Consider the following 23,209-nt stretch of genomic DNA (forward strand, 5'->3'; position numbering starts at 1 on the left):
GCCGCCGTGCGTCAGAGATTGCGCGAAATCAGCTCGCGCATGATCTCCGACGTGCCGCCATAGATACGCAGTACCCGCGCATCCGCAAACAGCCGACAAATCTCGTACTCGCGCATAAAACCGTAGCCGCCGAAGAACTGCAGGCACTGATCGACCAGCCTTCCGTGCATCTCGGTGGTCCACAGTTTCGCGGTCGAAGCCGCATAGGTCGTGAGCTCGCCGCGAACGTGTTCGCGCAGGCATTGGTCGACATAGGCCCATCCAACCGAAAGATCGGACTTGAGATCTGCCAGCCTGAAGCGCGTGTTCTGAAAAGTTCCGATAGCTTGCCCGAACGCTTTGCGTTCGCTGACATAATCCCTGGTGATGTCGAATGCTTTTTGTGCGGCGGCGATTGAGTGAAGCGCGATCGTCAGGCGCTCCTGCGGCAACTCGCTCATCAGCGCGGCCATCGCGCCGCCTTCCGAGCCGAGGAGGTTGCTGACGGGAACGCGGACCTGATCGAAGAACAGTTCTGACGTATCGGAGGAGAGATGGCCAAGCTTGTCGAGGTTGCGGCCGTGGCGAAAGCCTTCGCGCTCGGTCTCGACGAGGACGAGACTCATGCCGCGCGACCCGCCGTCCGGATTGGTCCTGACAACCACGATGACGAGGTCGCACATCTGGCCGTTCGAGATGAAGGTTTTCTGACCGGAAATGACATATTCATCGCCTTCGCGGACGGCGCGCGTGCGAATACCCTGCAGGTCGCTGCCGGTACCGGGCTCGGTCATCGCGATGGCGCACACAGCCTCGCCGGCGACCATGCGCGGCAGCCATTTCTTTTTCTGATCCTCGGTGCCGTAATGCAGCAGATAGCCACAGCACACATCGCTGTGCACTGAAAAGTCGGTCGCCGGTCCTGCAAACCCCGAATAGGCGAGCTCTTCGATGACGACGGCGTTGTGACGAAAATCACCGCCGATCCCGCCATACTGTTCCGGTACCTGGGGGCAGAGCAGGCCGGCCTGGCCGGCTGCCGGCCACAGGGCGCGGTCAATGATCCCGGCTTTCTCCCATTCCTGAAAATGCGGCTGTATCCTCGTTGCGGCAAAGCGGCGGACGCTTTCGCGCAGGAGCGCATGTTCTTCGTCGAATACCGGGCGATTATGCAGCATGTCTGTCGTGCCGTAGGTTGAAAAGCTAGAAGGCGACCTTGTCGCCGCCCTTGAGCTGGAGAATTTCGCGTGCCTCTTCGGGACTGGCGACCTCGAGTCCAAGGCCCTCGATGATCTTGCGGACTTGTGTCACCTGTTCGGCATTGGTCTGGGCAAGGCGGCCGGCGCCGATCCACAGACTGTCTTCAAGCCCGACCCGGACGTTGCCGCCCATTGAGGCTGCCATCGCAGCGACCTGCATCTGGGCGCGGCCGGCACCGAGAACCGACCAGCGGTAGTTGTTGCCGAACAAGCGGTCGGCCGTCCGCTTCATGTGCATGACGTCGTCGGGATGCGAGCCGATGCCGCCGAGCAGCCCAAAGCAGGCCTGGATGAATAAGGGCGCCTTGACGAGGCCTTCGGTCCAAAAATAGTGCAGGTTATAGAGGTGGCTGGTATCGTAGCATTCGAACTCGTAGCGCGCGCCCGAACCGTTCAGCGTTTCCAGCGCGTAGCGGATATCCTTGAACGAGTTGCGGAAGACGAGATCGTGGGAGCCCTCCAGCATCTGCGGCTCCCAGTCGTGCTTGAACGACTTGTAACGCTTCAGCATCGGGAACAGGCCGAAATTCATCGATCCCATGTTGAGGCTCGCGACCTCCGGCTTCCAGGTGGCGGCCGGCCGCACGCGCTCCTCGACGGTCATGTAGGGCGAGCCGCCGGTTGTCAGGTTCACGACGACGTTGGAGCTCTGCTTGATGACGCGCAGGAACGGCTCAAAGGCCTCCGGTGATTGATCCGGCCGTCCATCGACCGGATTGCGCGCATGGAGATGAACGATCGCGGCCCCCGCTGCCGCCGCACCGAGGGCGGACTCGGCGATCTCGGCAGGTGTCACCGGCAGATGCGGCGACATCGAGGGCGTGTGGATCGATCCGGTAACCGCGCAGGAAATGATGACCTTGTGCGACGCCATGATCCCTCTCTCAGCTTGCGATTCCGACGTGACCGACGGTAACCGTCAGGTCACGAACTTGTGGAAGTTCGGTTCGCGCTTCTCGTTGAACGCCGTGACGCCTTCCTTCGATTCAGCGGTGTCGTAGAACATTTTCACCGCGTGAAGGGCGAAGTTGCTGATGCCGCGGATGTTGTCCGAGTCGGCGTTGAAGGATCGCTTGGCGAGCGCAATCGCGGTCGGCGACCGCTGCGCCAGCTTGTCGGTCCAGTCCTTGACGGCAGCGTCGAGCTCGGCTGCGGGGACCACCTTGTTGACCAGGCCCATTTCGCGCGCCTGCTCGGCGGTGTAGCGATCATTGATGAACCAGATCTCGCGGGCTTTCTTTTCGCCGACGTGGCGCGCAAGAAAGGCCGTACCCCAGCCGGCGTCTACCGATCCGACTTTCGGACCAACCTGTCCGAATTGGGCGGTGTCGGCCGCAATGGTGAGGTCGCAGAGCGTGGCGAGCACGTTGCCGCCGCCAATGGCGAAACCGTTGACGCGGGCGATCACCGGCTTCGGAACATCGCGGATCAGGCCCTGCAGTTCATCGATCGGCAGTCCCACCACGCCGCGGCCGTCATACTGCCCCTCATGCGCCGATTGATCGCCGCCGGTGCAGAAAGCCTTTTCGCCGGCGCCGGTCAGGACGATGCTTGCGACCTGCCGATCGTTGGCTGCGAGATGGAAGGCCTGGATCAGTTCCTCCAATGTCTGTCCGCGGAACGCGTTGTAAACCTTTGGACGGTTGATGATGATCCACGCCGCGCGATCGCGGACTTCGTAGATGACGTCGGTGAACTGCTTTGGATCTGTCATGGCGTTTCCTCGCGTGGCTTAGATCATGTTCATTCCACCGGAGACGGAGATGGTCTGTCCGGTGATGTATTTTCCGTCGTCGGAAGCGAGCATGGCAACGATCCCGCCGTAGTCCTCGGGCTCGCCCATACGCCGCAGCGGAATTCCCCTGACCATCGCGTCCTTCCATTTGACGGCTTGCTCGCCCTCGCCAAGGACGGTGGCCATCATCGGCGTGTTGGTTGGACCCGGACAGATGGCGTTGAGCAGGACATTCTTGCGCGCCAGCTCGCGGGCCAGCGATTTGGTGAAGGAGATCAGCCCGCCCTTGCAGGCGGAGTAGACGGCTTCGTCACTGGTTCCGACCCGCGCCGCATCGGAGGCGATGTTGACAATTCGCCCGCCGCCGCGTTCGGCCATCAGAGGCGCAACCGCCTTGTGGGTGTTGAGGGGACCATAGAGATTGATGCGAATGATCTTGTCCCAGAGGTCCTTGTCGGTCTTCAGGAACGGCATCGGCCGGTCCCAGCCGGCGTTGTTGACCAGGAGCCAGATCGGGCCGAGATCGGCTTCGACCTTCGCGACCGCGTCGCCGACGGAGGCGGCATCTCCAACGTCCACCGCATAGGTCTTGATGACCGCCTGCGGCGCGAGTTTTGCAGTTTCTTCGCCGGCTTGTGGGTTGATGTCGAACACCGCCACCTTGCAGCCTTCCTCGGCCAGGCGCAGCGTCAGCCCGCGCCCGATTCCCTGTCCTCCGCCCGTGACCACGGCGACTTTCCCAGATAATCCTTTCACCGAAAATCTCCCTTGTCGTTTGTCATTGTTGTTGCCGCGCGCGGCCCGATCAAGCGGGAATATGGCGCTACCGGTGTTGCAGCGCGCGCCAGCGGCGCTCAGCTCACGAGACCGCGCCGTTCTTCTGCAGCGTGAATCCGTGCTGCGAATACATCTGCCGCGCGATGATCGTCTTCATGATCTCGATCGAACCTCCGGCGATTTTTACGATCCGTGCATCCGCGTAGGCCCGTGCAATCGGATATTCCCACATATATCCCCAGCCGCCGAACAGCTGCAGACATTCATCCACCGTTTCGCAGTGAAGCTCGGAGGTGAACATTTTTGCCATCGCTGCGTCCACGGGATCGAGCTTGCCTTCCATGAACAGCGAGATGCATTTGTCGGTAAAGACGCGCGCGACGGCCGCCTTGGTCCTGAGGTCGGCCAGCTTGAATTGGGTGTTCTGGAAATCGGCAATCTTCTGACCGAACGCGCTGCGCTCGGCCGTATATTGCAACGTCCAGTCGATCACTGTCTCGGTGACAACAGCCGACCGGATCGCCTGGGCGAGGCGCTCCTGCGACAGCTTGGTCATCATCTGGGCAAATCCCTTGCCCTCCTTGCCCAGCAGGTTGCTTGCGGGAATGCGAACATTGTCGAAGAACAGTTCCGACGTATCCTGCGCCTTCATGCCGAGCTTTTCCAGATTCCGGCCACGCTTGAAGCCAGGCCGGTCGCTCTCGACGATGAACAGCGTGACGCCTTTTGCCCCGGCATGGCTGTCGGTCTTGGTCGCCAATACGACGAAGTCGCAAAGCTGGCCGTTGGAAATGAAGACTTTCTGGCCGTTGATGACGAAATCGTCGCCGTCGCGCATGGCGCGGGTCCGGATCGCCTTGAGGTCGCTGCCGGCATGAGGCTCGGTCATGCCGAGCGATCCGATTGCTTCGCCCGACACCATCCTGGGCAGCCACTTGCGCTTTTGTTCTTCGGTGCCGAAGGACAGAAGATATGTCGCGACCAGGTCGGTATGGATGAGAAAGCCGGGCCCGCTGGCGCCGGACCGCCAGAGCTCTTCGAAGACAACGACGTCGAAGAGGTAATCGAGCCCCATCCCGCCATATTCCTCAGGGACGGTGCAGCAGAGCAGGCCGGCCGCTCCCGCCTTTAGCCACAGCTCGCGCGGAACGATGCCGTCCTCTTCCCATTTGGCGTGGAAGGGCACGATCTCGCGATCGACGAAGCGCCGGACGGTTTCCCGGAAAATTTCATGTTCTTCGCGAAAGATCGTGCGCTCGATCATTGTCAAAACGCGTCCTGTCTGATTTAGTTTGCTAGTGTACCATCTTTGGAATGGGTATACAATGCGAGACTGGCGTTGCGCAAGCACGATAGTACACCAACGAACGGTAACTCAAGCAACGAGGGAACGATGCCGGGAGCGCCGGAGCTGAAGCAATTTCGGACCGAACGGTCGTCGAACGGGGTCCTCCATCTGGTCTTCGACATGCCCGGCCGCTCGATGAACGTCTTCTCAAACGCGGCAATCGAGGAACTCGGCAGGTTTGCCGACTGGCTGCCGCAAAGCGACGTGGCGGGCGTTGTCATCCGCTCCGGCAAGGCTTCCGCGTTTTGCGCCGGCGCCGATCTGGCCGAGCTGGAAACCGCCTACGATATGATCATGGCGGCGCCCGCGGCCGAACGCGACGGCGTCGCGTTCGATCACTTCTTTCGGCTGAGCCAGGGATTGCGCAAGCTCGAAACCGCGGGCAAGCCCGTTGCGGTGGCGATCGCGGGACTGGCGCTGGGCGGCGGCGCCGAGTTCGCGCTTGCGGCGCATTACAGGGTCATCACCGATCAACCACAGAGCACGTTTGGCCTGCCTGAGTCGCTGGTGGGATTATTACCCGGAGGGGGAGGAACCCAGCGTCTTCCGCGCCTGATCGGCGTCGAGGCGGCGCTGCCGGTTCTGCTCGACGGTGCCAGGATCGGCGGAGCGGCGGCTATCGCGGTCGGTCTCGCGGACGCATTGGTGGCGCCGGGTGAAGAGGTGGCGGCCGCGGAGCGCTGGGTGCTGTCGCGCCCGGCTGCCGCGCAGCCGTGGGACCGGCCTGACTGGCGCGTAAAGGATGCGGAAGGCTTCGCGGCGCAGATCGGACAACGGCGCGCGAGCGTCCTGGCCGAGACGTTGGGGCACTATCCGGCGCCGCTCGCCATTCTCAACTGCGTCGAACAGGGATTTCCGCAAGCTTTCGACGATGCGATCCGGACCGAGATGAAAATCTTTGCGAAGCTGATCCAGAGGCGGGAGGCTCGCAACATGATCCGGACGTTGTTCCTTGGAAGACTCGACTACGAGCGGCTGAAAAAGAATGGGATGGACCCCAAGGTCGTCGATGCCGTCGCGGCGGTCTCACGCGTGCTGGGTGTCCAATCGGGGAGGGGCGAAGAACTCTCGCAGTCCTTCGTGCGAGCGGGATTTCGCGTCGACCAGACGCAGAAGTCTGTCTTTGATGGCCGGATCTCGGGTTCAAGCTATTGGTTTGACGACGAGCCGAAGACGTGGGGAAAGCAACTCCTGCGCACCCGGCTCGCTGAAGCTGAAGACGCGGCGGCAGGCTGGCGGTCCCAGCTTGACGAGCCCGAGCGCCGTGCGGCCGACTATCTGCTCGTAACAAAGGAAGGCTTTCCCGCTTACCTCGGCGGCTTGTTTGCCGCTGGCTTGGGTTAGACGAGGCGCACGCAAAGGAGAGAAGTTGTGGCCAAGCCTCTCGACGGTGTCAGGGTTCTCGATCTTTCAAAGGTGCTCGCGGGGCCGCTCTGCGCGCAGTATCTCGGCGATCTCGGCGCGGAGGTCATCAAGGTTGAGGCGGTAGGGCAGGGCGACGAGACGCGCGGCTGGCCGCCGTTTCCAGCGCCGGGGCTGGGCACCGTGTTTCTGAGCGCCAACCGCAACAAGCGAAGCATTGCGATCAATATGAAATCGGAGAAGGGGCGGGCGCTGGTGCACGAACTGGCAAAGTCCGCCGATGTCGCGATCGAGAGTTTTGGCACCGGCGTTGCCGAGCGGTTGAGAATCGATGCCGACAGCCTTCGCGCGCTGAACGATCGGCTGATCCATTGCAGCATCTCCGGATTTGGCCGTTCCGGGCCGCTGAAGAATTCACCGGGCTACGACGTGATCCTGCAGGCTTTCAGCGGCGTCATGTCGATGACCGGGGATGAGGCCGGGGGATACATACGCAGCCCGATTTCGCCGATCGATCAGATGACGGGCGTGCATGCCTTCAGCGGTATTCTGGCCTGCCTGCTGGCGCGGGAGAAGTCGGGCAAGGGGGCTTCAATCCAGGTGTCGCTGTTCGACACCGCGCTTGGGCTGCTGGGTTACAATCTGCAAACCTTTTGGGAACGCGGAGCCCAGCCCGCCAAATGCGGCTCCAGTCATGAATCGCTTTGTCCCTACCAGGCGTTCGAGGCGTCCGATGGACCGATCATGATCGGGGTGGCCAATGATAATCTCTGGCGCAAGTTCTGCGCGGTAGCGGGCCTGAATGCGATCGTCGACGATCCCCGGTTTCGCACCAATGCGGACCGGGTCGTCCATCGCGCCGAAACGCTGGGCCATGTGCAGTCGGTGATCGCGTCGCGAACGGTCGAACAGTGGAACACGGCGCTCAATGAAGTCGGCATTCCCTGTTCGCCGATCAATACGATCGCTCAACTCCTCGCGCATCCGCACACCAGGGCGAATGCGCTAATCATGCAGTACGATCACGCCGCAGCTGGTCGTCTCAGCTGCGTGGGCCACCCCGTTACTTTCGTCGGAGAAGAACGCAGCGCCGGCCTGCCGCCGCCGATGCCGGGACAACATACCGACGAGATCCTGCGGGAGACAGGTCTGTCGCCGGCAGCCATCGAGGAATTGCGCCGCGAAGAAGTGATCGGCTGAGCGGGCGATAGTCGATCGATTGAGGGCGAGACGGTCTGGTCTCGCCCTCGGCATCGCAATCATTCCTCGAGCAGCTTCCATGACGTCTTCTCGAAGACGGCCATGCGCAGTGTGCGATAGGGGGCGTAGTTCTCCTTCGAATTGGTCAGCTCGATCCCCGGAAGCAGCATGCCGACGCGTTCCTTGTTGAAGGTCGTCGCCTGAGCCAGGAGGTTTTCGCGCGTCAGATTGTCGCCGCAGCGCTTTAGCCCAAGAGCGATAGCCTGGGCGTTGACATAACCTGACAGGGCAATGAAATCGTTCGGACTGTCATTCGGCGCCCACTTCTTCATGAAGTCGATATAGTCGACGACCTCTGGATCCTGTGCCCAGGCGGGATCACCGGCCTGCTTTGTGAACTGCGTCGTGAAGGCGCCCTGAACGTTCTCCAACCCGGCAGGTGTCAGCACGCCCTGCACCGAGTTCACCGGACTGGCCAAAAGCTGCGTCGGCTTCCAGTTCAGCTCGTTTGCCTTCTTGATGGCCTGGGCGGCGAATTTCGGCGTCGTGAAAAGGATCAGCGTATCGGCGCCAGAGGTTTTGAGCTGGATCATCTCGGAATCGACGGTGGGATAGCTGATCTCGTAGGTGGCTTCGGCCACGATCTTGGCGGTGCCGGTTCCCAGCCCTCTCTTGAAGCCTGTGAGATAGTCCTTTCCGTAGTCGTCGTTCTGATAGAGGACGGCGATCTTTGCGTTCGGCATCTTCTTGAGGATGAACTGTCCGAAGGTGGCACCCTCCATCTCGAACGGCGGATAGAACGGCACGGTCCAGGGGAAATTCTGTGGATCGTTGAACCGTCGGCCACCCGCCGAGATGAAGATGTGAGGGACCTTGTTCTGGTTGAGGTACTTCTGGACGGCGATGTTGGGAACCGTGCCGACGGTGCCGACTTCGGCGAGGACCTCATCGTTTTCGATCAGCTTGCGGGTCTGTTCGATGGCTTTCGGGGGACTGAACGCATTGTCGAGCGAAATCAAATTCACTTTCCTGCCGTTGATGCCGCCTTTCTCGTTCAACATCTGGAAATAGCCGGTCATGACGCGGCCGTAGCTCGAAAAGGCCGAGGCCGGTCCGCTGTAGGGCACGGTCTGGCCTATCTTGATTTCGGTGTCGGTGACACCAGGGCCATATTTCTTTTCAGCGGCCACGGCTTCGACTGCGAAGCCGCTTATTAACAAAGTCGAGACAATGCTCAGTGTCGAGTACTTCATGCTTCCCCTCCCGATGCCGATTTTATTTGCCGTTGCATGGACGGCGCCTGAATGCGGCTATGTCCGTACACCAGTGTATCATATACTATAACACTGTGCTATCCCAAGCGGAATTCGTTCTGTCGTTTGTTGCGCTGCAAAGAGATGATGTCGGATTGTCTCGAGGCCGGAGCTGTCGAGCCTTGAATGGCGATCCGGCCATGATACATATCGTACTAAAGTGTACTAATTTAGGGACCTGCGTCGCTCTACGGCAAGGCTGACGCGGGCTCGACGGCGATACTGTCAGCCGAGGAGGGATCATGGGTGCATCGAGCGCGACGGCTCTGGCCGCGCTAAAAATCGGGGGGCGCGTTGCTTTCGAGCGCCTGGTTCGCCCAAAGGCGCGAGGACGGGACGACGTTCCTTGCTCACCAGGCGCGATCACGCCCGAATGGCTGACGGCCGTACTCTGCGAAAAGCATCCGGGAGCCATGGTCACGCAGGTCGTGGTTAAGCCGGCCAGCGCAGGAACGCATGAGCGCCATCGGCTGATCGTCAGCTATAACGAAGCCGGCCACCGCGCCGGTTTGCCCGGCTCGATCTTCACTAAATCACTGCCGAGCGTCGTCACGCGCATGATCGGCGGCTTTAATGGTACGGCGCGGGTCGAAGGCCAGTTTTTCACGCAACTTCGGCCATTGCTGCAGGTCGAGGCGCCGGTGGGCTACCACGCCGCGTTCAACCGCCGGACATTTGCATCGATCCTTCTGCTGGAGGATCTGGTCGCGACAAAGTCTGCGACGTTCTGCAATCACCAGACCTACGTCACCCGCGAGATGGCGGACGACATGATTGATGTGCTGGCCGCGCTGCATGCGCGCTTTTACGGTGAGCCCGAGCTTGCGACGCGATATCGCTGGGTTGCCGGCTATCCGAGATGGTTCACGATCGGTGCGGAAAAGATGAGTCTGGAGTATTACACCCGGAAGGCATTCGAAGCCGCCTCGTCTGTCATCCCAAAAAAGGTGTTGGCGCAGCGCGATGCAGTGTGGCCGGCGGCGATGCGCGCGCTTGCCGTCCACGAAGGCGAGGGGCAGGGCCTGATCCACTCCGATGTTCACATCGGAAACTGGTACCGGACGGCCGCAGGAAAGATGGGCTTGTGCGACTGGCAGTGCCTTTCACGCGGCCATTGGTCGCGGGACTTCGCCTACGCGGTGACGGCGGCGCTGACGCCAGATGATCGCCGCAAGTGGGAGAAGGATCTGCTGGCTCGCTATCTCGAACGATTTGCCGAACTCACGGGCTCGAGGCCGGATTTCGACGGGAGCTTTCGACACTACAGGGAGCAAATGGTGCACGCGCTCCTGATGTGGACGATTACGCTGTGTCACTCACCACTGCTGCCCAACATGCAGCCGGAGGAGACCACGCTGACCATGATCGAACGAATAACGACGGCGATGGCGGATCTGGATTCAATCGATAGTTTGTAGGATGCTGGGTCGTAGCGGGTTGGGAATGCCGGAAAGAGCGCTTCATGCAAGATGTGATGTCATTGGAAGGAAAAACGATTGTCGTAACCGGGGCGGCGCAGGGGATCGGGCAGGCAATTACGAGTCTGGCGATCGACCTGGGGGCGCGGGTGATCGGTGTTGATCTTAATGGCGATAAGCTCGACGCATTTGCTGCGAAGACGAATGGGAAGCTGCTGCCCTATGTCGGCAACGTGGCTGATCCGGAGTTCACGGAAACAACGGTGCGCGACGTCAAGGCGCGCGTCGGCGCCATTGACGGCCTCGTCAATAACGCGGGCATTACGCGGCCTGCAATGATCGAAAAGATGACCCTGCAGCAATGGAGCGAAGTTATCTCCGTGCATCTGACCGGAGCATTCCTGTGGACCCAGGCGGTGGGGCGCGTCATGCTTGCTCAGGGAAAGGCCGGCCGCGAAAGTCCGGGATCGATCGTGAATATCTCGTCGGATGCCGGAAGAGCCGGCTCCATCGGCCAGATAAACTATGCCGCGGCAAAGAGCGGCTTGCTCGGCATGACGATGTCGACTGCCAAGGAATGGTCGAAATTCGGCATTCGGACGAATTCGGTCTGCTTCGGCGTTGTTGAGACCCCCATGACCGAAACGATCAGGGGTGACAAGTTTCGGGATGGCATATTGGCGCGGATTCCAATGGGACGTTGGGCAGCGCCGGAGGAAGCAGTCAAGCCTGTATGTTTCCTGCTCTCGGATGCCGCGTCCTACATCACAGGCCAGCACATTGCCGTGGACGGCGGCTATCACATTTCCGTCTAGTCGCTTCCAGCGGCTCGAAGCGAAGTCCAAGCTCCGTAGCGCGCTGGCGATGCGTGCGCCAGCTCCGTTCTACTCATTTCACGAAATTTCAAGGCTCCCCAGAGCCACCGCAGGGACGCTTGATGATCGCGATTTAATGATTCCGCGCGCTCTGGAAGCGCGTGCCGATCGCCTGCCGGCGATGTCATCGGTCGTGATCATCTCGAGAGCGGCTCTGCCAAAGGGGGCTCGAGTTCGTCGAAGTTGCGCTGCATAGGTGCCCAGCAAAATAGCTGGGCACCTCGCCGCGGGCGCAGTCTATGGCATGGAAATTGCTGAACATTTGGCTACAGTTCGTCGGTCAGCACGCGGAGGTTTTGGAATGCTTGAGGGAGCCGAAGTCCGGCTTGCCGTCGATATCGGAGGCACTTTCACGGATATCGTCCTGGATGTGGGCCAGGATCGCAGGACGCGCAAGGTGCTGACGACGCCCGCGCGACCAGAGCGAGCGGTGCTGGACGGGATGCGTCTCATTTTGGCCGACGCGCGCGCCCACATATGCGATATCGACGTCTTCATTCACGGCACGACGCTTGCGACCAACGCCATCATCGAACGCCGCGGCGCGAAGACGGCGCTTGTCGCGACTCAAGGTTTCCGCGACGTCCTCGATATCGGTACCGAGAGCCGTTACGATCAATACGACCTTGCGATCGACAAGCCGAAGCCACTGGCGCCGCGCGCCCTGCGTTTCACGGTCCCCGAGCGCATCGACGCGCAGGGCGCCGTGCGGTTGCCGCTCGACGAAGCCGCCGTGCGTGCACTCGTGCCCGAACTGCGCGCGCAGAATGTGGAAAGCGTCGCCTTCGCCTTCCTTCACTCCTATGCCAATCCCGAGCATGAACGGCGTGCCGCCGCGATCCTGAAAGAGGAAATGCCGGGTGTCTGGGTCACACTGTCGTCGGCGGTGTGTCCTGAAATCCGCGAATACGAGCGGACCTCGACTGCGGTGGCCAACGCCTATGTGCAGCCGTTGATCGACGGCTATCTCGCGCGCATGGCCGAGGGGCTGCAGGCTGAGCAGTTTCGCGGCGCCATCTATCTCGTCACCTCGGGCGGCGGCGTCACCTCGATCGAGACGGCGCGGCGCTTTCCGGTGCGCCTGGTCGAATCGGGGCCGGCAGGCGGTGCGATTTTTGCGGCGCAGATCGCGGCGCGTCTCGGCGAGAGCAGGGTCCTGTCCTTCGACATGGGGGGCACCACCGCGAAGATCTGCCTGATCGAAAAGTACCAGCCCGAAACCTCGCGCGTGTTCGAGGTCGATCGCGCCGCCCGCTTCCTGAAAGGGTCGGGCCTGCCGGTGCGCATTCCCGTGATCGAGATGGTCGAGATCGGCGCCGGCGGCGGCTCAATCGCGCGGGTCGACGCCCTGAAGCGCGTCACGGTCGGCCCCGAGAGCGCGTCATCCGAGCCGGGTCCGGCTTGCTACGGCCGTGGCGGTCAACGGCCCGCTGTCACAGACGCGGATGTCGCGCTCGGCAAGATCGATCCCGACGCATTTGCGGGCGGGACGATCAAGCTTAGTCTCGAACTGTCCAAACAGGCCTTATTGCGCGACATTGGTGAACCGCTGGGACTGTCGGCGGAAACTTCGGCCTACGCCGTGCATGAGGTCGTATGCGAGAACATGGCGAGCGCCGCCCGCGTGCATGCGGTCGAGCGCGGCGCGGTCGTTGGCCAGCACACCCTGATCGCCTTCGGCGGCGCCGCGCCGCTGCATGCGGCCCGCGTCGCCGAGAAGATCGGCGTCTCGCGCGTGATCGTACCGTCCAATGCCGGCGTCGGCTCGGCCGTAGGGTTTCTTGCGGCGCCCATCGCCTATGAGTTGGTGCGCAGCCGTCATGCCAGGCTCGATGCGTTCGATGCCACCGCTGTGTCCGACCTGCTGGACGAGATGGCGGCCGAGGCGCGTGCCCTGGTCGAGCCCGGCGCCGCCGGTGCGCCAGTACGCGAACGACGCGCCGCCTTCATGCGGTATGTCGGACAGGGACACGAGATCACGGTCGAGCTGCCGAACCAGCGGTTGACGGCAGCGGATCTCGCAGGCCTGCGCCAGGCCTTCGAGACGGATTACGCGGCCTTGTTCGAGCGGTCGATTCCGGGCGCTGCGATCGAGGTGCTGAGCTGGTCGGTGCTCGCGACCACCGAGCCGCGGAATCCGTCGCGCGTTGCCGAGGTGACGCGCAAGCCGGCTGGAAAGGCCGCTGGCAGCCGCAAGTTTTTCGATGGCCGCGCGGGCAAGGTCGTCGAGATTCCGCTGTATCGCCGCGACCAGATGGCGCCCGGCGCGACCATCGCGGGACCCGCCGTGATCGCGGAAGACGAGACATCGACATTCGTCTCGACGAACTTCGACGCCCATATCGACGGCGCCGGCAGCATCGTCATGGAACGGAAGGCGGCATGAACATGAATGAGGCAAGCGGCGCGAGCCTGATCGATCTGCAGATCATGTGGCACCGGCTGATCGCCGTGGTCGAAGAGCAGGCGCAGGTGCTGCTGCGCACGGCCTTCAGCCCGATCGTGCGCGAATGTGGCGACCTCTCGGCCGGTGTGTTCGACCTCAAGGGGCGGATGTTGGCACAGGCGGTGACGGGTACGCCGGGCCACGTCAATTCCATGGCCGAGTCGGTCAAACATTTCATCGCGCATTTCCCGATCGAGACGATGAAGCCGGGCGACGCCTATATCACCAACGATCCCTGGATGGGGACCGGCCATCTCAACGACTTCGTCGTCACCACGCCCTGCTTCAAGGACGGCAAGGCGGTCGCGCTGTTTTCCTGTACCAGCCATTTGATGGATATCGGCGGTATCGGTTTCGGGCCCGATGCCACCGACGTCTTCATGGAGGGGCTCTACATTCCGATGCTGAAACTGATCGATCAGGGCGTCGTCAATGAAACGCTGATGGCGATGATCCGCAGCAACACCCGTCTGCCGATCGACACCGAGGGCGACACCTATTCGCTGGCCGGCTGCAACGATGTCGGCTGCCAGCGTCTTGTCGAGATGATGCGTGAATTCGAGATCTCTTCGCTCGATGCGCTTGGCGATTTCATCTGTGACCGCTCGCGGGAGGCGGTGCTGGCCGAGATCGCCAAGCTGCCGAAGGGCGTCTGGCGCAACAGCATGATCGTCGACGGCTATGATGCGCCGGTCACGCTCGCGGCGACGCTGACTATCTCGGAACAGGGCATTCACGTCGACTTCGACGGTACCTCGGGCGCCTCGAAGTTCGGCATCAATGTGCCGCTTTCCTACACCACCGCTTACACCGTGTTCGGCCTCGGCTGCGTGGTCGCCTCGCAGATCCCGAACAATGCGGGGTCGCTCTCGCTGCTGACTGTCGCGGCACCCGCGGGCTCGATCCTCAATGCGCCGAAGCCGGCGCCGGTGGCGTCGCGCCATGTCATCGGCCAGATGCTGCCCGACGTGGTGTTCGGCTGCCTGCGTCAGATCATCCCCGAGCGGGTGCCGGCCGAAGGCACGTCCTGCCTGTGGAATCTCAATGTGCGCGGACAGACGCGCAGCGGCGCCGGCGGCAATTACGGATTCTCGATGGCGGTGACGAGCAACGGCGGCACCGGCGCGCGTTTTGCCAAGGATGGATTGTCGGCCACGGCCTATCCCAGCGGGGTACGCGGCACGCCGGTCGAGATCGCGGAGACGCAGACGCCGTTGATCTTCTGGCGCAAGGAGCTGCGTCCGGATTCGGGCGGCGCCGGCCGCACGCGCGGAGGTCTCGGCCAGATCATCGAAGTCGGTAGCGGCGTCGATGCTCCCTTCGACATTCTGGCAGCCTTCGACCGCATCGATCACCCGCCTCGCGGCCGCGACGGCGGCTGTGACGGCGAAGCCGGCTATGTCGGGCTCAAGTCGGGACAGAAGCTGCGCGGCAAGGGTTTTCAGACCGTGCCGCCGGACGATCGGCTGGTGGTGTTGACGCCCGGCGGCGCCGGGATCGGCGATCCAAAGCAGCGCGCGCCGGCAAACGTGCGCGACGATGTCGAAAGCGGCCTGGTGTCGGGCGCGAATGCGGTTGCGGTTTACGGTTTCGCCGGCTGATGCGTCCGGTCCGCCCGCCGCTGCGGGACCTCGAAGCGGCAAGCATCAGTCAGGTTGCCAAGGTGATGCGGGAGCTGTCCGCCGATCGGAGGTCCAGCGTCGCGCTTGCAGCCTGATCAAGTTCGAAAACGACACGTCACACATGCTTCAGCAAAAGGAGAGGGGTTCATGAAGACAACCAGGCGCACATTCATCGCAACCGGAGCCGCAGCGGCAGGTTTTCTGGCCGGTCCGCACATCGCGCGGGCGCAAAGCACGATCAAGCTGGACCTGTCGACGGTTTGGCCGGAGGGTAATTTCCATACCAAGAATGCAAAACTCTTCGCAGCCGAGGTCAGCAAAGCGACCGGCGGCGCAATCGAGATCGTGGTCCATGCAGGCGGCTCGCTCGGCTACAAGGGCCCTGAGCATCTCAATGCCGTGCGCGACGGACTGGTGCCGATGGCCGACATCCTGAACATCCAGCAGGTCGGTGAAGCGCCGTTGCTCGGCATCGAGGGTGTACCCTTTCTGGTCTCGTCCCCGGATGAATTGAAGGTTCTGCAAAAGTACGCGCGACCTGAGTTCGACAAGATAGCGACCAAGTACAATCAGACGATCCTCTATACCGTGCCATGGCCAACGCAGTACCTCCACAGCAAGGTGAAGTCCGACAACCTGGAGGGCCTCAAGGGCCTGAAAATTCGCGTGCCGGACCGCCAGGCCGGCGACATGGTGAATGCGCTCGGCATGGTGGGCGTGCAGATCCCCTGGGGCGAGACGGTGCCGGCGCTCGCGTCGGGCGCGGTTGTGGGTGTGACCACCTCTTCCGTCTCGGGCGTGGACGGCAAGTTCTGGGAGTTCCTGAAATACTTCTACCGAACCAACCATGTGTGGAGTTCGCAGATCGTCACCGTCAACAACGACAGTTGGAAGAAGATCTCGCCAGTGCACCAGAAGGCGATCACGGACCTCGTCGCCAGGCTCGAGCCTGAGTTCTGGAGCGTGTCGATCGAGGCCGATAAGGCCAGCAGCAAGCGCCTGATCGAGGGCGGCATGGAACTGGTCGAAGTGCCCGCGACCCTGCTGAAGGAGATGCGCGAGAAGACGGCAAGTCTTGAGCAGGCCTTCATCGCTCGTGCGGGGGCCATTGCCGGCGATATCATCAGCAAATACAGGAAGGATATCGGCCGTGCATGATATCGCCGCCGGCGCGGCCGCGGCTGATACGTCAGACGGCAAGACGGACGAGCAGGCGGGCCTTAGGCCCGCCTCGGAGGCCGTAGCGCGCGTCCTGGACGGCGTCGACCGCCTGTCGGAATGGGGGGCGTGGGCGTCCGCCCTGTGCATCCTTGGCATCCTGATGCTGATTGTCGCGGAAGTCGTCGCCCGCAACATTTTCAACAAGAGCATCGACTTCGCCTGGGAGTTCAGTGCCTTCCTCATGGGCGCCGCGTTCATGCTGGGCGCCGCCTATTCACTGCGGACGGGCTCGCAAGTGCGGGTGAAGGTGCTGCTCGACAACCTGTCGCCACCCGGCCAGCGCGCCCTCGATTTGTTCGCCACGGCGCTGTGCGTGATCGTCGCCGCTTACCTGACCTTTGCGCTCGGGCATCTGACCTGGCTCTCCTGGATGCGCGAATCGCGCTCCGACAAGGCGAGCGAACTTCCGCTCTGGATCGCACAGTTTCCGTTGGCGCTGGGCGCCTTGCTGTTCACGCTGCAATCGATGACGCGGTTCACGCGCGTGCTGCGGGGTGAACCCGGCGAGGATGAGACGTTGCGCGTCGGTCAGGATGCGAAAGCGGAGGCGTCATGACCATCGTTCTCTTGACCCTGCTGGGACTGCTCTCAGCCACGCTGCTTGTCGGCATCTGGATCGGACCGGCGTTGATCGGTATCGGCGTCGTGATGCTCGACCTGTTCACGTCGCGCCCGACCATGCGCCAGATCGGACTGTGGTCGTTCAACGTGCTTACCTCGTCCGAGGTCGTTTCGCTTCCGCTATTCATCCTGATGGGTGAATTGCTGTTTCGCACGCGCCTGTCGCAGTCGCTGTTCACCGGGATCGCCCCATGGGTCGGCTTTCTGCCAGGCCGGCTGCTGCACACCACTATTTTGGGCTGCTCGCTGTTCTCGGCGATCTCCGGATCGTCGGCCGCCACCACGCAGGTGGTGGGCCGCATCACGCTGACGGAGCTGCTGCGGCGCGGCTATAACAAGGACATCGCTGTGGGCAGTCTTGCCGGCGGAGGCATGCTCGGCTTTCTGATTCCGCCCTCGATCCCGATGATCATCTATGCGGTTTTGGCGGAGGAATCGCTGCTGCGGCTGCTGACCGCGAGCTTCCTGCCGGGGTTCATCGTCGCCGGCAGCTTCATGACCTATATCGCGATACGCGCTCTGATGCGGCCTGACATCGTGCCCGAGCACGACAGACGGATTTCGGAATGGAGCTGGTCGGATAAGCTGAAAAGCCTCGTCGAGTTGGGACCGGTCGCGTTCCTGATATTCACCGTGCTCGGCACGATGTATCTCGGTATCGCAAGCCCATCAGAAGCGGCGGCGATCGGCGTCGTGGGCGCGCTGTTGGTAGCGGTCCTGCAGCGAGCGCTCACGTGGCAGTCGCTGAAGGAATCCTGCCTCGGCACCGTGCAGACCACCTGCATGATTGGCTTGATCGTCCTCGGAGCCTTCATCGTCGGCACCGTGCTGGCGAACCTGCGACTGCCGCAATTTATCTCCGCGGCAATCTCGTCCTGGAACCTGGCGCCATTCGCGCTGATCATGTTGCTGATGGTCTTCTACATCGTGCTTGGTACCGTGCTTGAAGGCTTCTCCATGATCGTGCTCACTCTGCCGATCGTACTGCCGGTGGTGCTGGCGGCCGGATTCGACAAAGTCTGGTTCGGCGTCTTTCTGATCCTGACGATCGAGATGGCGCAAGTGAGTCCGCCAGTCGCCTTCAATCTTTTCGTGATCCAGAATCTGACCGGCGATTCACAGACCTATGTGGCGTGGAAGGTGCTGCCGTTCTTCCTCATCATGTGCGGCTTCGGGATATTGATCACACTCGTCCCCGGCATTGTCACGTGGCCAGCCGACTTCCTGCTGGGTAAGTAGACGTGCGGGCGGGCCACTCCGCATCGCGTTGCGCGCTGCGAAGAGGACAAAGTGTTTAGGCAATATTTGCGGCGCTGGCGATGAGTTCGAAGGAGCGCAGCCGAGCTGCGTGATCGTAGACATCGGACACGATCATGAGTTCGTCGGCGCCTGTTTCCGCAACGAGCGCATCGATGCCCGAACGAACCGTATCGGGCGAACCAACGATGGAGCGCGCGAGCATGCTCATCGCCTGCGCTTTTTCCGCAGGCGACCAGTAGCTCTCAATGTCGTCGATCGGCGGCCGGCTCAGGCCCCGCGCGCCGCGGAAGATGTTCGTGAAGGACATCTGCTGGGTCGTCGCCAGCCTGCGCGCTTCGTCATCGCTGCCGGCGGCGATGATGTTGACGCCTACCATCGCGTAGGGACGGTCAAGTTGCTCGGACGGTTTGAAGCGGCTGCGGTAGATCTGCAGTGCGGGGATCAGCAGGTCGGGAGCGAAATGCGAGGCGAAGGCATAGGGAAGCCCGAGTTCAGCCGCCAGCATCGCGCCAAAATTACTCGATCCGAGAATCCACAACGGCACTTCCGTTCCCGCCGCCGGCACCGCCTGGATGCGCTGATTGGGACCGGCTGGAGCCAGAAAGGCCTGCACTTCGAGAACGTCCTGCGGGAAGTTTTCGGCCGCTTCGGGCGTACGGCGCAATGCGCAGTGTAAGCTGGTCGGTCCCCGGTGCACGGCCCAGCCCGAGATCAATGCGGCCCGGAAACAGGCGCGCCAGCGTTCCGAACTGCTCCGCGATGACGTAGGGGGCATGGTTGGGGAGCATGATGCCGCCCGCGCCGACGCGGATCGTTTTTGTTCCCGCTGCGATATGACCGATCACAACCGACGTCGCGGCGCTCGCGATGCCCGCCATGTTGTGATGCTCCGCCACCCAAATGCGGCGATAGCCCCAAGCCTCGGCATGGACCGCGATATCGCGGGCGTTATCGAGCGCGCCGCGGGCATCGGTGTCTTCAGTGACGCGGACGAGATCGAGGATAGACAGTGTCGTCATAGGAACTCCCGAACGAAACCTTTTATGTGAATAACGCTGCCAGAGATACTTGGCCGCGTTCAAGCTTGTCCGAAACGGCAGGTTTCATTCGATTCTGGTGTCCCATATGGGCACTGTCTCCGTGTGGGTCAATCTGCTGAATCTACTACGCAATTGACCGACAGGGCCGACTGCAATCAGCACCGGTCGCGTCTCTGCGCCAACGACCGCTTCAGGTACATGGTGCCAGGCAAAGAACATACGCCGAACTGCTCCTTGCGTTTTGGGCCTTGATGGGTTTTAAGCCCGGTGACTTCATGATCACAGGTATGAACGAGAAGCGAACTGAGTGGCTTGTCGCCTTTTAAGCAGAGTGACGTACCCCCGGTAGCTTATGCGCTTCAAACTGTTTTGAGCCTCCACAAAGGAATCCATCATGGCCAAGATGACCAAGAATCAGTTGATTGATGCAATTGCAGAAGGAACGCAGCTTTCCAAAGGAGACGTAAAGGCCGTCATCGAGCAGATGGCGACTGTAGGCTATAAGGAACTGAATGAATCCGGCGAGTTCGTCATTCCCGGCTTCGTCAAAATGTCAGTCGTAAACAAGCCTGCTACTGAAGCCCGCAGCGGCGTAAATCCTTTCACGAAAGAGCCTATGGAGTTCGCAGCCAAGCCAGCCAGCAGGTCGGTCAAGGCGTCACCTCTGAAGGTTGCCAAAGACGCTGTTTGAAGCGGACGGGTTGGTTGAGGCCTGTCGTTCGCCTGAACTGTGGGTAGCTCCATCACACCTTAAGGAAGCGCGCCTGCTTGGTACTGCCGATGGGATTTGCTGACGAGCAACAGGAATATCCGCCTGAAGCAGCGCGCTATCTCTCAACGCAAGTGCTCGCTGGCGTGTGACTCAATCGTTTCAAGCAGCGGAATGAGCTTCCGCTTCCTGTTGAGTGATGCACACGACGCTCGCACCGCGGTTGAGCAGCAGGTTCACCAAGCCTTCCACAGAGAGCATCTTGAGCACCTCGCGTAGCGGCGTTCGCGAAACACCGAAGCGGACGCACAGGACTTTTTCGCGTATCCGGCATCAGGATTCAGTTCGCCCTCGACGATCATGTTGCACAATAGTGGGACAAGCTCGTCGTGGAGTGTCTTGCGAACAACCATCGAGTTCGTGACCACTGAAGACCGTCATGAACCAGGCAATGCGCAATACTCAACTCATCGGAGGACGATTGCGGATTTTTGCTGACCGTGATGCCTCGGCCACACCAGGTAACGGGTGCAATCATGGAGTGCAATCATAAAGTTCAGATCCTGTTCGTATCGAGTCCTGGAAGCGTGATCCTGATTTCGTGCGCTCAGCGCTGCTGACGCCGACTGCGATAACTCTGCAATTTCAACGGATGCGTGGACTCGGCAATCGACGCAATGCGGCTTGTGATATTTGCGGGCCGCGTAGTTGTGGCAAAATTGGTGCGATGTCAGGGCAGACACGACGAACAGATGTCACTTGCGCAGCGAGTGGAGCGCTCAGGCTTGGGCGGTACATTACTCATTATGCAATTTCGGCGCTCGCTGCATTGTTGCAATTCATAATCTCGCCAGATTGGCACACCAGTTGTTTTACGGACAAAACCAGTTGTTTGGCGACGAAAAAGGCCAACTTGGGAAGGCCGCAGTCTCTGGCTGTTCAACTGTCGTTCGGTGGGTCGACTGTTTGTCAGGGGAGAAGTCATGTGGTCGCGCAGCCTGTTGGTCCAGAATCTGTTGGTCCCGAAAAAGGCCAAGCCACACGACAACGACGCCGACAGTGTCGATGCGGTCGCCGAAAGACCAGTCTCTGCTGAGATGCAGATTGTGCCGCCGCTAAGCGGCAACTTCGAGCACGCGCTTGTCACTGCTGTCATCTCTGGTGAGGCTGGCGCGGCCAGCAGATTTCTCGAACACGTCTCGACGACGCTGTGGTCGATCGTCGTGAAGCTGGCAGGCGATGGAGCCGACGCGGAGGCTGCATTCCTTCACATCGTCGCATCGCTGAAGGCTGACGATCATGCACGGCTGCGGGGGGTCGACGGACGCTCACGGCTTACGACGTACTTGTCGCTTGTCGCTCGCGATGTTCTCGCCGACCAGCTGGCGGGACAATTCAGCAAGACGCCGCACGAGGCGTGGGAGCGATTCTCGCGTTACTTCGAGACCGATATTCGAAGCCGGATTGGCAGACAATTGCCAAGCAAACTTGGTAGAGCTGGTCGCGAGGACGCGTATCAAGAAGTATGCCTCAAGCTGATCGAGAATGACTTCCATCGCATCCGCTCATACGGGGGCCGCGGCAGCTTCGCCGGCTATATTCTGACCGTGGTCGATCGTATCTTGATCGATCTCGTGCGGCGTGAAACGCCTCGACGGCGCATGCCGGCGGCGATTTCCCGTTCGGCGCCGCTCGACCAGGCGATTTATGCAGCTGTGGTGTGGGAGGGTTCTCCGCTGGACGCCGATCGGCTCGCCGCTGCACTGCGCGGCAGGCTGGCGCAAGATCCGACAGCCGCTGATATCGCCGAGTCGGTCGCGCGACTTGCCGGTATCGCGAGGCTGGAACGCACATCGCCAGCCACCGAGGCCATCTCGCTCGATGCACTGCTTGGCGAAGGTGGGGGTCTTTCGATCGCGGATTCGTCGCCGACGCCTGAGGACCGTTTGCTGCTCTTTGAGGAGGAACAGCGTCGCGCAGCTCTCGTCGCTGCCGTCAATGCGGCTGCGGAGAAGCTTCCGACTGATGAACGATTGTACCTTCAGATTGTATTTTCGGCGAATGAGCCGTTGCCGGCACGCGGCATCGCGAGGCTGATGGGTTGTCAGGTGGAGGAGGTCTATCGTTTGAAACAGCGTACCCAGAAGTGGTTGAAAGAAATTACGGTGCAATTGGAAAATAATTCCGATATGTCCGTCTAAACATGGGTACTGGAACCCTGTCCGATGATTGAACGCCTCAGTCACGAACCGGCGTCTGCGCTCGCCGAGGACGACGGCCGCTCCGACCGGCTACAAACGCTTGAGGTGCTTCGCGCGCAACTGTCGCGGAGCATTTCCGAGGGTTTGGGGCAGGGTTCCGTTGCAGGTCAATGGGGCGAGATCGACAATGCTCAGCTTGCCGCGTTTCTCGACGGTTCCCTGTCGCGGGCCGAGTGGGATGCTGTCGCCACGAGACTTGCCAACGACCCGGTGGCCCGCACGGAGTTGGCTGCCGCGGTGGCATTGCTGGACGAAATCCAGGCGCAGCCTGCGACAGCTCCTGCGGGTTTGATGGAGCGGGCGGCCGGCGTTCTTGCTGCGTCGGAACAGAATTGCCCGCAGGTGTCGGCAGTGGCGGTCACTCCAGTTGCTCGGTACCGGCGTTCGGTTGCGTGGTCCGGCGTCGCTCTCGCTGTTCTGGCTGTGATCGCGGTACCGACCGTTTTGAAGATGGTTGGAGACGGCGCAACGACCGCGGTCAAGCCGGACGACGCAGGTGACACGCTCAGCCGCATAATCGTGGCGACCCCGTCCAGTCCGACCAAGAAGAAAGATGCTCAGTCGTGCATTGACGCGAACGAACAGGCCGGGAAGTCGACACCCGATAACATGGGGGCCGTACGTCCAGGCGAGGCGTCCAGCAAAAACAATGATCCATGCGGGCCGAAGCCGGCAGGGGCCGGTCAGCATGAGCGCCCCGCTTCCGCAGGATCGAACTGACCTCAACGCGATGCTTAAGTCGTCCGGGCCGCATCTCGGTTGC

19 protein-coding genes and 1 pseudogene are annotated in these 23,209 nt (G+C 61.4%); 12 read left to right on the top strand and 8 right to left on the bottom strand.

The annotated features are described in order from the left end of the window. Positions 1-11: 11 nt before the first annotated feature. The 5 genes from KIP88_RS05725 to KIP88_RS05745 all read right to left on the bottom strand — a co-directional run bounded on the left by KIP88_RS05725 (position 12) and on the right by KIP88_RS05745 (position 5,014). Complete coding sequence (locus KIP88_RS05725) at positions 12-1,157, bottom strand: acyl-CoA dehydrogenase family protein (RefSeq protein WP_214486887.1); 1,146 nt, start codon at positions 1,155-1,157, stop codon at positions 12-14. Between the two features lie 25 nt (positions 1,158-1,182). Beyond that, positions 1,183-2,112 carry a 3-keto-5-aminohexanoate cleavage protein gene (locus KIP88_RS05730; RefSeq protein ID WP_214486888.1) on the bottom strand — a complete coding sequence of 310 codons (930 nt, stop codon included), beginning with the start codon at positions 2,110-2,112 and terminating at the stop codon, positions 1,183-1,185. A 45-nt stretch (positions 2,113-2,157) separates the two neighbouring features. Next, on the bottom strand, positions 2,158-2,952 hold the full coding sequence (locus KIP88_RS05735; protein ID WP_214486889.1) for an enoyl-CoA hydratase-related protein: 795 nt from the start codon (positions 2,950-2,952) through the stop codon (positions 2,158-2,160). A gap of 18 nt (positions 2,953-2,970) precedes the next feature. Then, positions 2,971-3,729, bottom strand: coding sequence for an SDR family oxidoreductase (locus tag KIP88_RS05740; protein ID WP_214486890.1), 759 nt, complete (start codon positions 3,727-3,729; stop codon positions 2,971-2,973). Positions 3,730-3,832: 103 nt separating this feature from the next. Beyond that, positions 3,833-5,014, bottom strand: a complete 1,182-nt coding sequence (locus KIP88_RS05745) for an acyl-CoA dehydrogenase family protein (RefSeq protein ID WP_214486891.1) — start codon at positions 5,012-5,014, stop codon at positions 3,833-3,835. Positions 5,015-5,143: 129 nt separating this feature from the next. Here KIP88_RS05745 and KIP88_RS05750 point away from each other — a divergent pair, with 129 nt between their 5' ends. Further along, complete coding sequence (locus KIP88_RS05750; RefSeq protein ID WP_214486892.1) at positions 5,144-6,442, top strand: enoyl-CoA hydratase-related protein; 1,299 nt, start codon at positions 5,144-5,146, stop codon at positions 6,440-6,442. A gap of 27 nt (positions 6,443-6,469) precedes the next feature. After that, the gene (locus KIP88_RS05755; protein WP_214486893.1) at positions 6,470-7,660 is read left to right on the top strand and encodes a CaiB/BaiF CoA-transferase family protein; all 1,191 of its coding nucleotides are present in this window, start codon (positions 6,470-6,472) and stop codon (positions 7,658-7,660) included. Positions 7,661-7,719: 59 nt separating this feature from the next. On the opposite strand, the gene KIP88_RS05760 is transcribed toward KIP88_RS05755, so the two are convergent. Next, a complete protein-coding gene (locus tag KIP88_RS05760) occupies positions 7,720-8,913 on the bottom strand; it encodes an ABC transporter substrate-binding protein (RefSeq protein WP_214486894.1) in 1,194 nt (397 codons plus the stop codon). 302 nt (positions 8,914-9,215) lie between these two features. Between KIP88_RS05760 and KIP88_RS05765 the strand changes: the two genes are divergently transcribed. The 7 genes from KIP88_RS05765 to KIP88_RS05795 all read left to right on the top strand — a co-directional run bounded on the left by KIP88_RS05765 (position 9,216) and on the right by KIP88_RS05795 (position 18,415). Further along, positions 9,216-10,391, top strand: a complete 1,176-nt coding sequence (locus tag KIP88_RS05765) for a phosphotransferase family protein (protein ID WP_214486895.1) — start codon at positions 9,216-9,218, stop codon at positions 10,389-10,391. Positions 10,392-10,435: 44 nt separating this feature from the next. Continuing rightward, the gene (locus tag KIP88_RS05770; protein WP_214486896.1) at positions 10,436-11,206 is read left to right on the top strand and encodes an SDR family NAD(P)-dependent oxidoreductase; all 771 of its coding nucleotides are present in this window, start codon (positions 10,436-10,438) and stop codon (positions 11,204-11,206) included. Between the two features lie 361 nt (positions 11,207-11,567). Then, positions 11,568-13,652 carry a hydantoinase/oxoprolinase family protein gene (locus tag KIP88_RS05775; RefSeq protein ID WP_214486897.1) on the top strand — a complete coding sequence of 695 codons (2,085 nt, stop codon included), beginning with the start codon at positions 11,568-11,570 and terminating at the stop codon, positions 13,650-13,652. A 2-nt stretch (positions 13,653-13,654) separates the two neighbouring features. Then, positions 13,655-15,313 carry a hydantoinase B/oxoprolinase family protein gene (locus KIP88_RS05780; RefSeq protein ID WP_214487289.1) on the top strand — a complete coding sequence of 553 codons (1,659 nt, stop codon included), beginning with the start codon at positions 13,655-13,657 and terminating at the stop codon, positions 15,311-15,313. A 168-nt stretch (positions 15,314-15,481) separates the two neighbouring features. Continuing rightward, positions 15,482-16,492, top strand: coding sequence for a TRAP transporter substrate-binding protein (locus tag KIP88_RS05785; RefSeq protein WP_214486898.1), 1,011 nt, complete (start codon positions 15,482-15,484; stop codon positions 16,490-16,492). Continuing rightward, entirely contained in the window at positions 16,485-17,111 is a 627-nt protein-coding gene (locus tag KIP88_RS05790; protein ID WP_214486899.1) for a TRAP transporter small permease subunit, read from the top strand. The genes KIP88_RS05785 and KIP88_RS05790 overlap by 8 nt, the downstream gene beginning before the upstream one ends. Continuing rightward, positions 17,108-18,415, top strand: a complete 1,308-nt coding sequence (locus tag KIP88_RS05795) for a TRAP transporter large permease (protein ID WP_214486900.1) — start codon at positions 17,108-17,110, stop codon at positions 18,413-18,415. Before KIP88_RS05790 ends, KIP88_RS05795 begins: the two co-directional genes overlap by 4 nt. A 55-nt stretch (positions 18,416-18,470) precedes the next feature. On the opposite strand, the pseudogene KIP88_RS05800 reads toward KIP88_RS05795, so the two are convergent. Beyond that, positions 18,471-19,455, bottom strand: a pseudogene (locus tag KIP88_RS05800) (LLM class flavin-dependent oxidoreductase). Between the two features lie 415 nt (positions 19,456-19,870). On the opposite strand from KIP88_RS05800, the gene KIP88_RS05805 reads away from it, so the two are divergent. Further along, positions 19,871-20,167, top strand: coding sequence for an HU family DNA-binding protein (locus KIP88_RS05805; protein WP_214486901.1), 297 nt, complete (start codon positions 19,871-19,873; stop codon positions 20,165-20,167). Positions 20,168-20,347: 180 nt separating this feature from the next. On the opposite strand, the gene KIP88_RS48460 is transcribed toward KIP88_RS05805, so the two are convergent. Beyond that, positions 20,348-20,512 carry a GntR family transcriptional regulator gene (locus KIP88_RS48460; protein WP_214487290.1) on the bottom strand — a complete coding sequence of 55 codons (165 nt, stop codon included), beginning with the start codon at positions 20,510-20,512 and terminating at the stop codon, positions 20,348-20,350. A 656-nt stretch (positions 20,513-21,168) separates the two neighbouring features. Here KIP88_RS48460 and KIP88_RS05815 point away from each other — a divergent pair. Then, positions 21,169-22,386, top strand: coding sequence for a sigma-70 family RNA polymerase sigma factor (locus tag KIP88_RS05815; RefSeq protein ID WP_214486903.1), 1,218 nt, complete (start codon positions 21,169-21,171; stop codon positions 22,384-22,386). A 24-nt stretch (positions 22,387-22,410) separates the two neighbouring features. Continuing rightward, positions 22,411-23,166 (top strand): hypothetical protein, encoded by a 756-nt coding sequence (locus KIP88_RS05820; RefSeq protein WP_214486904.1) that lies wholly within the window; start codon positions 22,411-22,413, stop codon positions 23,164-23,166. Positions 23,167-23,209 lie beyond the last annotated feature (43 nt).

The sequence above is a fragment of the Bradyrhizobium sp. SRL28 genome (assembly GCF_018596315.1).
GTDB lineage: Bacteria > Pseudomonadota > Alphaproteobacteria > Rhizobiales > Xanthobacteraceae > Bradyrhizobium.